This window comes from Streptomyces sp. P9-A4 (assembly GCF_036634195.1).
Lineage (GTDB): Bacteria > Actinomycetota > Actinomycetes > Streptomycetales > Streptomycetaceae > Streptomyces.
In genome coordinates, this window is the sequence record NZ_JAZIFY010000002.1 from 161,897 (window position 1) to 174,069 (window position 12,173).

Consider the following 12,173-nt stretch of genomic DNA (forward strand, 5'->3'; position numbering starts at 1 on the left):
ACGCTGCGAGCGCCGTGCGGCGGTCCAAGACAGTCCAGGGGATGCTCAACCGGAGCGACTCCAGAAAGGAGTTGGGCTACTTCCTAGAGGAATTCTGGCCGTCGACGCCTGCCGAGACGAAAACGTGAGACCACAACCCAGGACTTTGAGAATTCCGGGCGGCTACGAAGCTGAGTGAGTGAAGCACCGGGCCATCAGTGATGAATTGAGAGCCGCCCGCCACATGTTCCTCTCCATCGGAAACATGCTCCGCAACGGGAACGCGAACAGGTTCATCAATTTCATCGAAGCGGCCTACATCACGCCGGTGAACAAGGCACAGTCGACCTGACAGGAACCCGCTAGTCCAGACCGTTGGGTGGCCGTCCCATCCCTTCCACAGCCACCACCACGCGCCACCATGCCGAGGAGGCACAGGAGGTGAACACTTGCACTTAACAGGGAACTGTGTTCCTGTGAACATGAAACCCGCATCTCCGGCGGCCCCGCCGTGCTCTGGGTCGGCTTCCACAAGAACGGACTGAAGTGGACCGGTCCCAGCGGTGAACCCACCTGGTTCGCGACCTACCCCACCCTCAAGCGGGGCTTCTGCCCACGCTGCGGGACCCATCTCGTCTCCGTCGCCAACGGCTCGGACACGGTCATGGTGACCGGCTTCAGCCTCGACGACCGCAGCGGCACCGATCCCGTTGGGCACTCCTTCCGCGAGGAAGCCGTGCCGTGGATGAACATCACCCTCGCCCCTGATCCGTGCGCCTCGCAGCCTGCCGCACCCTGACCCCTGCTCCGCTCAACCGCGCGACCACCGACATCTGTTGACCGTTACCTGGCTGGCCTGCGTCGCGCACCCGGCACGAAGGCATCGCCGACTGCAGCGGTGCCGGCGCCTGGCCAGATGAGATCGGCGATCAGAGCGTCCCGTATGAGGGTGTGGCGGCCGTGAGGAAGGCGGGTGGGTATGGACAGCCACCGGGTCCGTTGCGGATCTGCCAGGGCGGCCAGGCGGGTGCCGTGCTGATAGTCGCGGCGGTTGTTCGCGGGGGCCTCCTGCTGTGGCGCGGGCCCAGGATCCGTCGTCGTGCAGCATGTAGGCGGTGCGGGAGCTGGCTTTGTTCACTTCAAGCGGTTCTGGCTCAGCTTTCGTGCAGGGGCCACGGTGAGTGACAGCTGAGCATCCCTGGGCGGCTTGCGAAGTCGCCCGAAAATAGGCGTTGGTCAGTACTGCTGGGCTGACAGTCCGGACCGTGGAAGAGGTCGTGCTCCGGTTGAAGGAGTTGTTGTTCCCGGCGATCGCGGACGTCGCGGTGGTGTCGGTGGACGTGGATATCGAGATAGTGCGTGTTGACGCGCTATGCACCACGGTCGGCGCCGCCTGCCCGGGATGCGGAGCCTGGTCGACCCGGGTTCACAGCTCCTACCTGCGGTTTCCCGCTGACGCGCCGAGCGCCGGACGACGCGTCGTACTCCAGTTACGAGTTCGGCGCTTCCGATGCGGGAACAACGTGTGCCCCCGCGGGACCTTCGCGGAACAGATACCCGGCCTCACCCGCAGGCACAGCCAGCGCACCGAGCGACAACGTTCCACCCTGGCCGCAGTCGGTCTCGCCCTGGCCGGCCGGGCCGGTGCCCGGCTGGCTGCCGTCCTCGGCGTGGCCGTCAGCCGGAGCACGGTGTTGCGCCTGATCGATGCTCTTCCCGAGCCGGAGGTGCCAGCGCCGCGGGTAGTCGGCGTCGACGAGTACGCCACCCGCAAGGGCCGCCACTACGGCACCGTCCTGGTCGATGTCGAAACCCGCCGCCCGATCGACCTGCTCCCCGACCGGGAAGCATCAAGTCTGGCCGCGTGGCTCGCCGAGCGTCCCGGCGTAGAGGTCGTCTGCCGGGACCGTGCGCCCTTCTTCGCAGAAGGCGCCACAGTCGGAGCGCCTCAGGCGATCCAGGTCGCGGACCGATGGGACCTCTGGCGTAACCTGAGCGAAGCCGCCGAACGAACCGTCGCCCAGCACCGCCAGTGCCTCCGAGCCCTCGTTCCTGAGACCGCCAGCCTTGGGCCGGAGCCCGCGTCGGAAAGTAAGCCGTCCAGTTCTCCCTGGCCGATGGGCCACCGGTTCGCCGAACGCACACGCGCCAAGCACGCCACCATTCACGCACTGCTGGACGCTGGGCACAGCAAGCGGTCCGTGGCCCGGCAACTCGGCATGAGCCAACCAGCAAGGCAACCGCCTCCCGGCTCGCAACGCTCAGTCACTGCTGCACGGAACCTGTGCCAGAACCAGTGTCTGAACGGCGGTTCTTCGCCGCACCCGAGGCATCCGTCCGACGATTGGTCAGGACGTGGAGTATGAGCGCGCCCACGCACAGCAGCGCGCCCAGTCCCCAGATCGTCAGATAGGCGGAGAGCGCTGGGACGTCCGTGTCCCTGACGACCAGGGAGCCGAGGACGACGGCCGAGCCCGCGCCCGCGACGCTGCCGCCCAGGGTCTTGAGGTTGTTGTAGACGGCGGTCGCACTCGCCGTGCGGTCCGGGGTGCTGCGCTCCACGATCAGTGTGGGCAGGCCGCCCATGGCCAGGCCCATGCCGAAGCCGGAAACCGCGGAAGCCAGGGCGAACAGCGGCAGCGTGGTGTGGCCGGCGATCAGCCCCACGTTGCCTGCGGCCATCAGCGCGAAGGCGAGCAGCAGGACGCGACGGTAGCCGGTGCGGGCCGCCACTCGGGCCACGAGGCTCGCCCCGGCGAAGGCCAGGACGTGGGGCACCGCGCCCCACGCGCTGATCTCCCAGGTCGTGAGCCCGAATCCGTACCCCTCGTCGGCCGTCGACGCGGCAATGTACGAGATGGCGACTGCCTGCCCACCCAGCATCACGGCGCCGAAGACGAAACCGGAGACGTAGTACGGCGCGGACCGGGGGTGGGCCACCGCCCGGACGTCGACCAGGGCGTGCGGCCGGTCCCGTTCGAGCCGGACCCACCAGGCGAGCAGAGACAGGGAGAGAACGAGGCCGCCCAGGGTGAGCGGCGAGGTCCAGCCCCACGCCTGGCCGCGCGCCGTCGTGCCGAGGAACAGCAGCAGCGCCAGACCGAGCAGCAGTGCTCCTGTCCAGTCCATCCGGCCGGGCGCTCGCGTCCGGGACTCGGGGATCGCGCAGTACGACAGGACCACACAGGCGCACGCGATCGCGACGAGGACGCAGAGCGTCGCCTGGACGCCACCGGTGAGTTCGAGCAGGGGGCCCGCCAGGCCGTGGCCGAGGAGCGAGCCGAGGGTGAGCGCGCCGACGAGAAGCCCTACCGCCCGCCGCGCGCCCTCGAGGTCGAGCCGGTCCCGCACGAGACCGATCTCCAGTGGCAGCAGCGCCGCCAGCGGACCCATCAGGGCACGACCCACCAGCAGCACCGTCAGATTCGGTGCGAGGGCCACCAGGACGGTGCCCGCAGCGACACAGACCAGCGCGATCCGGACCAGTCGACGGTGCCCGTACAGATCGCCGAGGCGCCCGAACACCGGCACCCCCACCGCGGCGGCCAGGAACTGGACCGCCATGTACCACTGCGCCTGCGACGCACTGATGGACTGCCAGTCCTGCACGGCGGGCACCAGCGCCGGGCCCGATCCCTGGAGGAAGCCACTGACCAGCTCGAAGACGACCAGCAGACCCACGACGGCGGTGACCCGGGGCGCCGCCGCCTCCTCCGTCCCGCGCGGCGCCCTCACGCGGACGCCCCGGCGGCGAGCCGCCGCTCCGCGAGCTCGGCGAGCAGCGCCGCCTGGCGGTGGAGCACCCGGTCGTCGAACATGGCCCGCGGGGAATGGTTCTGCGGCGCCTTTTCCACGTCCACGCCCTCGGGCGCCGCGCCGACCAGCAGCATCGCGCCGGGCACCTTGTTCAGCACCAGGGAGAAGTCCTCCGAACCGCTCGCGGGCTGGGGGGCGTGCCACACCTCGCCCGGGCCGAACAGGTCGCGCGCCGTCTCCAGGGCGAACTCCGTCGCGGCCGGCTCGTTGACCGTGACCGGGTAGAGCATCTCGTACTCCACGTCCGCCTCCAGGCCGTGCGCGGCCGCGATCCCGCGCACCAGGCGCGGCAGCCCCTGGGCCAGCCGCTCGTGGTTGGCTTCCGAGTAGCTGCGTACGGTCGCCTCGAACTCGGCCGTGTCCGGGATGACGTTGTGCTGCGTACCTGCGTGCAAGCGTCCGACGGTCACCACCACCGGGTCGAAGATGTCGAAGGTACGCGTCACCCAGTTCTGCAGCGCGGTCACCATCTCGCAGACCGCGGGCACCGGGTCCTTGGTGTGGTGCGGGGCCGAACCGTGCCCGCCTTCGCCCCGCACCGTCACCCGCAGGACGTCGGATGCCGTCATGACGGTGCCGGGCCGGGACGCGACCCAGCCGCCCGGCAGGCGGTTGGCCGACACATGGAGCGCGAAGGCCGCGTCGAGCCGCTTGCCCGCCGCGTCCAGGACACCCTCGTCGATCATCGCGCCCGCGCCGTTGTGCCCCTCCTCGCCCGGCTGGAACATGAACACCACATCGCCCTGGAGGCTCTCCCGGCGGTCCGCGAGCAGCGTCGCCGCGCCGACGAGTCCGGCGGTGTGCAGATCGTGCCCGCAGCCGTGCATCCGGCCCGGCACCTCGGAGGCGTACTCCACCCCGGTGAGTTCGTTCACCGGCAGTGCGTCCATGTCGCCCCGCAGCAGGACCGCCCCGCCGGGACGGCCACCCCGCAGCACGGCCGTGACGGAGGTCAGCTCCCGGCCGAGCGTGATGTCGAGCGGGAGACCGTCGAGCGCGGCGAGGACCTTCTCCTGCGTACGCGGCAGCCGCAGACCGAGCTCCGGCTCGCGGTGGAGCGAGCGGCGCAGCCGCACGAGATCGGGCTGGAGTTCCCTGGCGCGTTCCAGTACGGACATGCTGCGTCAACCTCCTGGTACGGTTCCGGCTTTCGGTGAGGCAAGACTGAAGTACTCACCATCCTGTCGGCTCTGAATCGCAGGAAACACGCAAGGAGCATCGAATGACGCAGCATTCCGCACACGGCGTGGTACGGGCGCTCGACGACGTCGACCAGGCCCTGGTGCACGCGCTGCAGATCGCCCCACGGGCCGGGTGGAACGAGATCGGCGCCGTACTCGGCCTCGACGCCGTGACCGTGGCCCGCCGCTGGCACCGGCTCACCGAAGCCGGCGCCGCCTGGATCAGCTGCTCCCCGTCCCCCGCCCTCGCCGCGGCGGGACAGGGACTGCTCGCCTTCGTCGAGGTGGACTGCGCCAGCGGCAGCCTGCTGACCGTGGCCCAGGCTCTCGCCCAGCTGCCCCACGTCACTGCCGTCGAACACGTCAGCGGAGACCGCGACCTGCTGCTCACCGTGATGGCCCCGGACCTCGCGGCACTCACCCACTGGATGACCCGCGGCATCGGCACCATGGCGGGCATCGTCGCCAGCCGCACCCACCTCGCCAGCACCGTCTACACAGAGGGCAGCCGCTGGCGGCTGCGCGCCCTCGACCGCACCCAGATCGCCCGCCTCACCGACACCGACACCGCCCGCACCGAGGCACCCGTCTTCCCGCTCACCGACCTGGACCACGCCCTCGTCGCCGCCCTATCCATGAACGGCCGCGCCACCTACCGCGCGCTCGCCGACGCCTGCGGGGCGAGCCCGGACACGGTCCGCCGACGACTCGGCCGGCTCTTCGCCGCCGGCACGCTCCAGACCCGCTGCGAGGTCGCACGCCCCCTGTCTGAGTGGCCGGTCACGGTGATCCAATGGGGGCGCGCGGCCGCGGGGGAGCTGGAACGCGTCTCGCGCGGAGTCACCGGCGCCCGGGAGGTACGGCTGTGCGCCGGCGTCACCGGCCGGAACAACGTCCTCATCATCGCCTGGGTGAAGTCCCTCACCGACGTGCAGCGCTTCGAGGTACGACTCGCCCAGCGCGTTCCCGGCCTGGAGATCACCGACCGGGCCGTGGCCCTGTGGCCGCTGAAGCTCAGCGGCCATCTCCTCGACGAACAGGGCTACCGCATCGGCGGCGTCCCTCTGGACGTTCGCACCGCCGGAGCAACCCCCGGCCCTAGCCTGGAAGGCTGGGAGTCCAGCCGCTCTCTGTGGCCGTGAGGGGGTTGCATGGGACCCCCTGGGCCAAGTCGCCGAGGGATCGCTCGGCCTGCCAGCGGGCCCGCACCACGCCGTCGCTGTCAGGCACGACAGCGGAGAACAGAGGAACACGATCATCGGCGTACACGGACAGAAGCGCTGCAGCGTCGGCACCGGCTATCCGAGCAGCCAGCTCCGGTAACTCGTCTTTGTCAGCGACGGCGCTGTGGATCTGGCCGTCCTCGCCCTGCCAGACACCCTCGATGAGGCCCTCGGCAGGGAGGGCTTCGAGGACGGCAGCGATGTCGGAGGACAGGTCCGGCCACACGGCCAGGCGGGCGCGGGGAGCGAGAGCGGCGCGAACCGTATCGATGGTGTCGCTGGTGAGGCGATGCCATCGCGAGGCGTTCTGGACGTACACCTCTTCCAGGAGTCCCGCGCGACCGCAGGCAACTGCCCCGTGCAGACCAGCCCAGAAATCGTCGTCGCCCGGCCGTAGGACGCCGTCCTCCTCGGGTACGAAGTCGTAAGGGGAAGCGTCCAGGCGTTCTGGGAACAGCCCGAGCTCACGGGTGCGGGCAAGTGCTACGTGGCAGGGCCGACTGCTGCCGACGTAGAGGTACTGGTCCCACCCGACGTGCACAGCGAACGCCCCCTCCGCCTCCAGTCGGCACCAGGCACCGCTGTCCCGCAGCATGAGCCGCACCAGCTCTACCCCGGTGTCCAGCGACACCTCTGCTCCGTCGTGGAAGCCGGCGAGACCGCCCGGGAGGAGCGTGCCGAGACCGAAGCCGTCCAGAGGCGCCTCAACACCGAAATGGACGAGCGACGAAACCTCTGGCTCGCGGACAGACAGACGGTCGATACCGGCATCCGCGGCAAACGCCTGAAGATAGGCCGCCTCGACCTCGCCGTGATCGCTGATGGTGTCCTCGGCGCCGGTGTAGTGCCCGTGAACGTCAAGCTCGACGGGGTCGTACTTACTGACGCGATGGACGTAGGGGAGTTGCACGCCGCCATCTTCCAGCGCTCCCTGAGGAAGTGCCACGGATTTGAGACAGGGCGTCGGCACGCGCTCTGAGACCCCACCCAGAACCTGCTGGTCAGTACGCCGCTCCATGACACGAGCCCCGAGACCCTACAGGCGTGCTCCCAGGCTATGCAGAACCCGCCCGTGATCGCACGCCCCCTGCGGCTATCCGGTGACGCGGACCCGAAGCTCGTACCGGGCGCCGCCGCTGATCGCCTCCGCCTGCTCGGTGAGGTCGGCGGTCGTAAAGCCGAGGAGAGCGCGGTCGGCGGCCGCGCGGAGCAGAGGCACGATCTCGTTGACCGGCCGGCCCCGGTGCGAGACGGCGAGGTCGGCGAAGGCCTGCTGATATGAGGTGCCGTATCTGCGGGTGGGGTCGGCGAGGAGGTGGTGCATGTCGCTCGCGGGGATGGTGATGTCGCCCATGACGGCTCCCGTACGTCCGCTCGTCTGCGGTGTGGACGCGGTTGTTCCGTCGGGGCTGCGGGCACCCCACACGTATGGACGAGTAGAAGATACGGCGGGCGATACGGGACGCACAGAGGGACTCAGGCTTCCCTCAGACCCCCTTCGAAGCCTGGATTTTGATCATCGTGATAGCAGTCGTGGTCTACCGCCATGGCTGGCCCTGGAACTGGTAACCGCAGGCGAGGACTTCACGGCGCCCCCTGGCTGAGCCAGGTGTGGGCGACGGCGATGGTGACGATGAACGCCCAGTCGGCGTCCCAGCGGCCGTAGGACCAACCACAAGGGCAGGTGGCTACGTACTGCCACCTGCCCTGGAATTGGAGATCGGCGCGTCGTTCGTAGCGGTTGCGGAGCCGTTTGAACTGGTGCAGCCAGGCGAAGGCGCGCTCGACCACCCAGCGCACCTTTCCCAGTCCGGAACCGTGAGCGACGCCGCGCCGGGCGATCAACGCCGTACGGAGCACCGGCCCAGGACGGAGAGGTCTGAGGGTTCTGTCCTCTGGGGTCGATGGCCGCTGAGCTGCAACGGTGCAGAGCCGCACTATGTCAACACCATTGACCGGGCTGAGCATGGCTTGTCTAGGATCTGGCATACCGCCACGCCAGCCCCACAGCCTTACGGAGTACCGTGATTTCCCCAGAGCCACAGACCGCCGCATGGCCGGGTTTCACCCCCGCCCTCAACTTCGCCTTCGAGGTCCGCGCCTTCCTCGCCCCCTCACTGCACATCGGGCACGGTTCCGGCGAAATTACCGAGTACGTCCCCATCACCGGTGGCACTGTCGATGGCCCCCGCCTGCGCGGCACTGTCCTGGCCGGCGGCGGCGACTGGTGCGACAGACGCGGCGGGGTCTACCAGCTCGACGCCCGATACCTCCTTCAGGCCGATGACGGCGCGGTCATCGACATCACCAACCGCGGTTACTACCACGAGGACGACCCCACCGCCCCCGCCCAGTACGACGGCGCCCTGCAGGTGTCCGAGGCAGGTGTGTACTACCGAACCTCCCCCGTCTTCCGCACCGCCGCCCCCGCCCATCTCTGGCTCGCCCGCACCGTCTTCATCGGCCTCGCCCGCGGCGACGACTCCGAAGTCGCCATCCGCTTCTACTCCGTGACCTGACCGCCGTCGCGACAAGCCGCAGAGGAAAGCCTCCCGGGAGCGTCCAGCTGGAACAGCCGCCGATCGTGCCGGCGGGCCCTAACGAGCTCGTGCATGGTTAGCGGTGGTGCGTCGAGGGGTGCGGTTCCGCCTCGTATTCACATTCGCTCATCGGCTGCGAGGGTGATGGTTTGCTGGTGTGACAGCAGATCGGCGATGGCTTGGACGGTGTCGGTCATGTGCTCGCGGCGGCCGTGGTGGCGGGCGAGCGCTCGCCACTTCTTCAGGTGCGCGATGCCGTGCTCGACCCGGATGCGGCGGGAGGAGTGAGCTTTGCGCCGGCGTTCGTGCATCTCCTCATACCAGTCGGGGGCGTCCTTCTTGAACTTGCGGTGTGGCGGCGTCACGACTCCACCGCCGGTCTGGGCGCCGAGCCCTTGATAGCCGGCATCGGCAAGGATTTCGACAACGGGCCCGTCCGCCAGGAGTTTGACCAGCCCTAACTGGCGGGCATGGGTGATGTCCGCGCAGCTGGCCGGCTGGGCCGGGCTGCAGAACAGCAGCCTTCCGCCGGCGTCCGTGACGACCATGGACTTCACCACGTTCTGTCCATTCTTGCCGGAGATGAACTTCTCCCGGTCCTTGCTTCCCGCGGCGGGTCTTCGGACCCGGATCTCGGTGCCGTCGATGATCCCGGTCTGCCCGCTCGCGCCGAGATAATCGACGACCTCGGCGAGACTACGGAGCCGGACGCCAGGCGCGATGGTGCAGCCTCTTTCGGAGAGCAGTGGCCGCACCTCACCGATTGCACGCGTGACGGTGGAACGGTCGACACCGAACCAGCAGGCCAGTACATCGTGGGTGGCACCGTGGCGAAGGTGGACGAGCGTGGCCAGCAGCCGATCGACGAAGACCAGCTTGCGCTTCGCCCCGGCGCCCACCGCCCGGCGCCGCGCTCGCGACGCGAGCCCAGCCTGATGCCGTTCATGCCACAACGGGCCTACCTCGGCAACGAGTTCAGCCATCACCTCGGACGCCAGCCCCGTGATCTGTCGACCTCGGATGATCGCCGCACGTACCCGGTTCCCCACCACACAGACCATGTCAACAATCACAGCCTCGACGCACCACCGCTAACCACGCACGAGCTCGTTGGGCGGCGCACGCCGCCTGACCGCGCTGCGGTGATCACCCGACAAAGGCGGTACGGAGAATGTCGGGTGATCGGGGCAGGTATCGCCGCACGATGGGGGCATGGATGACACGACCTTGGTTTCCCGTTTCCTCCGCGACGGTTTCGTGAAGTTGGAGGGCGCCGTCGCGCCGCGCGTGGCCGCAGACTGTGCGCGGCTGCTGTGGCGGGAGACGGGCTGCGACCCGGACGACCCGTCGACGTGGACGCAGCCCGTGCACTGGGTGGGCGGCATGGCTCAGGGACCGTTTGCCGCCGCTCCCAACTCCCCGTCCCTGCAACACGCGTACGACCTGCTCGTCGGCACGGAACGCTGGGAGCCGCGCTACTCGCTGGGCACGTTCCCGCTGCGCTTTCCGCACGAGGAGGAGCCGGACGACGCGGGCTGGCACATCGAGGGAAGCTATCTGCCGGAGGGCGAGAGCTGGTACTTCACGAATCTGCGCTCCCGGGGCCGGGCGCTGCTGATGCTGTTCCTGTTCAGCGAGGTCGGCGAGGAGGACGCCCCGACCCGGATCCGGGTCGGTTCACACCTCGACGTGCCGAAGGTGTTGGAGAAGTACGGGGAGGACGGGGCGAGCGGCCTGACCCTCGCCCCCGATCTGGTGGCGGCGTCCGACCACCGGCCACTCGCCCTTGCGACCGGGTCCCCGGGCGACGTCTTCCTGTGCCATCCGTTCCTAGTGCACGCGGCGCAACCGCACCGTGGGGTGCGGCCACGCTTTATGGCGCAGCCGCCGCTGATGCCGGCAGCACCGTACGAACTGGAGCGGGCCGACGGCGCGTACTCACCCGTGGAGATTGCGATCCGCCGGGGTCTTGGACAGGACGCTCCCGGTCCAGACAGAGACCGCACCGACCGCAGCCCCGGATAGACAGGCTTCGCGACCATCGCCGGCAAGGTGGTCGTGAAAGGGGAAAGAGAAAGGAGGCCGGGCATGCTGGAGCGGCTGAACCAGGCCATGGAGCACATCGAGGGCCATCTCGACCAGGACCTCCAAATGGGTCAGCTCGCGGGCGGCGGCCAGGACGTGAGTGGAGTCGGTGCGCTGCCGCCCGTGCTCCCTGAGCACCCGACGGACCTCACCCGCTCCAGGGCCAGGTCGAGAAGGCTGTCGGCTCGATCGCCCTCGCGCAGACGGTCACGACGGGTTCGGACCCGTGCAGCACAAGTCCAGCGTGGTCAAGAAAGCCTGACCGCGCACGACCTCGGACCATCGCGGGCCGAGCACCGATACAGGTGGTCCTGTCCTCGGCGGAGGATGGGACCACCTGTCTGTTTGCACCTTGGTTCGCGCGGTGGGCCCACACGTCCTTGCGTCTGAAGGCGGCAAGCTGGAGCGAGAGGGCGTGGACAGCCATGGTGACGGCGTTCGATCACGGCAACGAGTACACCTACGCCGTCAGACGGTAGCCCTCATGATCGCGAGGACCTCGTCGCGCAGAGAGTCCGCGTGGGCCGGCTGCCAGCCGGGCACATTTCCATAGAAAGCAGGACAGGTCGCTCTCGACTCGCCGCCCTATGTCTGGACCGGGGTGCTCGAATGGTGGACAGTGAGTGAGTTGGCGGGCCGACTGCCCGGGGCGTGCGCGGCGGTGTGACCCGATGCGGCATGGCGGTCCCAGAGGTTGTCCAGGTGCGCGTGGAGGACGTCCTGTGCCTCCTGCGAGGTGAGGCGGCCGATGAGGACATGGGCGGTGAGGCCGTCGGCGAGGGCGAGGAGGGCGTGGGCCTCGCGCCGCGGGTCGACGGGCACGGTGCTTCCGGTGCTCTCGCCGACTTCCCGGATGAGCCGGGTGAACGTATCCAGCAGGGGTGCATAGCCGGCCTTCAGAGTGTCCGCGAGCGGCTCGCTGACCGCGGCCTGTGCGAGGAAGGCGAGCCAGACCCGTGCCTCGGCGTGGCGCTCCTCCCGGAGCAGCGCGACTTCGGTGACCGCGTACCCCAGGGCGGTGGCGGGCGACTGGGCCGGGCTCCGGACCAGACTCGCCCGGGCGCGTTCGGTGACCCGCTCGCCGATGCTCCCGAGGGTGAACACGAGCATCTCCTCCTTGCTGCGGAAGCAGCGCTGCACGGCGCCCATCGACACCCGCGCGCGAGCAGCGACGTCGCGCAGGGTCACGCCCTCAAGGCCGTGCTCGTCGGCGAGGAGGCAGACCGCCTCGGCGATGCGATGGCGCCGTTCCTCGTGGTCAACCTGCCTGGGCATGCCCGGGACCTCCATGGTGCGGCGCTCTATTCGATGCGGTCGTATCGGTTCCCAGGATGCAGTTCCGATGCAAG

General features: G+C 69.1%; 12 protein-coding genes and 1 pseudogene. 6 read left to right on the forward strand and 7 right to left on the reverse strand.

The window, feature by feature from the left end; all coding sequences use genetic code 11:
- Positions 1-178 precede the first annotated feature (178 nt).
- The 3 genes from V4Y03_RS31410 (at position 179) to V4Y03_RS31420 (ending at position 2,345) form a co-directional block, all read left to right on the forward strand.
- Positions 179-331 carry a hypothetical protein gene (locus tag V4Y03_RS31410; RefSeq protein ID WP_332437416.1) on the forward strand — a complete coding sequence of 51 codons (153 nt, stop codon included), beginning with the start codon at positions 179-181 and terminating at the stop codon, positions 329-331.
- Between the two features lie 114 nt (positions 332-445).
- Positions 446-778, forward strand: a complete 333-nt coding sequence (locus tag V4Y03_RS31415; protein WP_332437761.1) for a GFA family protein — start codon at positions 446-448, stop codon at positions 776-778.
- A gap of 466 nt (positions 779-1,244) precedes the next feature.
- Positions 1,245-2,345, forward strand: coding sequence for an ISL3 family transposase (locus V4Y03_RS31420; protein WP_332437417.1), 1,101 nt, complete (start codon positions 1,245-1,247; stop codon positions 2,343-2,345).
- Here the strand turns inward: V4Y03_RS31420 and V4Y03_RS31425 are convergent.
- Together V4Y03_RS31425 and V4Y03_RS31430 are read right to left on the reverse strand one after the other, a co-directional pair.
- Positions 2,245-3,714 carry an MFS transporter gene (locus V4Y03_RS31425; RefSeq protein ID WP_332437418.1) on the reverse strand — a complete coding sequence of 490 codons (1,470 nt, stop codon included), beginning with the start codon at positions 3,712-3,714 and terminating at the stop codon, positions 2,245-2,247. The genes V4Y03_RS31420 and V4Y03_RS31425 overlap by 101 nt on opposite strands.
- Positions 3,711-4,913, reverse strand: coding sequence for a M20 metallopeptidase family protein (locus V4Y03_RS31430; protein ID WP_332437419.1), 1,203 nt, complete (start codon positions 4,911-4,913; stop codon positions 3,711-3,713). Before V4Y03_RS31430 ends, V4Y03_RS31425 begins: the two co-directional genes overlap by 4 nt.
- A 104-nt stretch (positions 4,914-5,017) precedes the next feature.
- Here V4Y03_RS31430 and V4Y03_RS31435 point away from each other — a divergent pair, with 104 nt between their 5' ends.
- Positions 5,018-6,118 (forward strand): Lrp/AsnC family transcriptional regulator, encoded by a 1,101-nt coding sequence (locus V4Y03_RS31435; protein WP_332437420.1) that lies wholly within the window; start codon positions 5,018-5,020, stop codon positions 6,116-6,118.
- Here V4Y03_RS31435 and V4Y03_RS31440 read toward each other — a convergent pair.
- The 3 genes and pseudogenes from V4Y03_RS31440 to V4Y03_RS31450 form a co-directional block, all read right to left on the reverse strand.
- A complete protein-coding gene (locus V4Y03_RS31440) occupies positions 6,075-7,217 on the reverse strand; it encodes an RNA-binding protein (RefSeq protein ID WP_332437421.1) in 1,143 nt (380 codons plus the stop codon). The genes V4Y03_RS31435 and V4Y03_RS31440 overlap by 44 nt on opposite strands.
- Before the next feature lie 75 nt (positions 7,218-7,292).
- Positions 7,293-7,553, reverse strand: coding sequence for a hypothetical protein (locus tag V4Y03_RS31445; protein WP_332437422.1), 261 nt, complete (start codon positions 7,551-7,553; stop codon positions 7,293-7,295).
- 362 nt (positions 7,554-7,915) lie between these two features.
- Positions 7,916-8,050 (reverse strand): annotated as a pseudogene (locus tag V4Y03_RS31450) (transposase); the annotation flags it as partial.
- A 173-nt stretch (positions 8,051-8,223) separates the two neighbouring features.
- Here V4Y03_RS31450 and V4Y03_RS31455 point away from each other — a divergent pair.
- Positions 8,224-8,718: a DUF3237 domain-containing protein gene (locus tag V4Y03_RS31455; RefSeq protein ID WP_332437424.1), complete on the forward strand. Its 495-nt coding sequence runs from the start codon at positions 8,224-8,226 to the stop codon at positions 8,716-8,718.
- Positions 8,719-8,855: 137 nt separating this feature from the next.
- Here the strand turns inward: V4Y03_RS31455 and V4Y03_RS31460 are convergent, their stop codons facing one another.
- Positions 8,856-9,800, reverse strand: a complete 945-nt coding sequence (locus V4Y03_RS31460) for a transposase family protein (protein WP_332437425.1) — start codon at positions 9,798-9,800, stop codon at positions 8,856-8,858.
- 151 nt (positions 9,801-9,951) lie between these two features.
- Between V4Y03_RS31460 and V4Y03_RS31465 the strand changes: the two genes are divergently transcribed.
- Complete coding sequence (locus V4Y03_RS31465) at positions 9,952-10,764, forward strand: phytanoyl-CoA dioxygenase family protein (RefSeq protein WP_317872967.1); 813 nt, start codon at positions 9,952-9,954, stop codon at positions 10,762-10,764.
- A 645-nt stretch (positions 10,765-11,409) separates the two neighbouring features.
- Here the strand turns inward: V4Y03_RS31465 and V4Y03_RS31470 are convergent.
- Positions 11,410-12,099, reverse strand: coding sequence for a TetR/AcrR family transcriptional regulator (locus V4Y03_RS31470; RefSeq protein ID WP_332437426.1), 690 nt, complete (start codon positions 12,097-12,099; stop codon positions 11,410-11,412).
- Between the last annotated feature and the right edge of the window lie 74 nt (positions 12,100-12,173).

What these genes read in the sequence shown, in the direction of transcription:
- V4Y03_RS31430 (WP_332437419.1), bottom strand. Translation starts at nt 4,913, where the DNA reads ATGTCCGTACTGGAACGCGCCAGGGAACTCCAGCCCGATCTCGTGCGG.
- V4Y03_RS31435 (WP_332437420.1), top strand. Translation starts at nt 5,018, where the DNA reads ATGACGCAGCATTCCGCACACGGCGTGGTACGGGCGCTCGACGACGTC.
- V4Y03_RS31440 (WP_332437421.1), bottom strand. Translation starts at nt 7,217, where the DNA reads ATGGAGCGGCGTACTGACCAGCAGGTTCTGGGTGGGGTCTCAGAGCGC.
- V4Y03_RS31445 (WP_332437422.1), bottom strand. Translation starts at nt 7,553, where the DNA reads ATGGGCGACATCACCATCCCCGCGAGCGACATGCACCACCTCCTCGCC.
- V4Y03_RS31460 (WP_332437425.1), bottom strand. Translation starts at nt 9,800, where the DNA reads ATGGTCTGTGTGGTGGGGAACCGGGTACGTGCGGCGATCATCCGAGGT.
- V4Y03_RS31465 (WP_317872967.1), top strand. Translation starts at nt 9,952, where the DNA reads ATGGATGACACGACCTTGGTTTCCCGTTTCCTCCGCGACGGTTTCGTG.
- V4Y03_RS31470 (WP_332437426.1), bottom strand. Translation starts at nt 12,099, where the DNA reads ATGCCCAGGCAGGTTGACCACGAGGAACGGCGCCATCGCATCGCCGAG.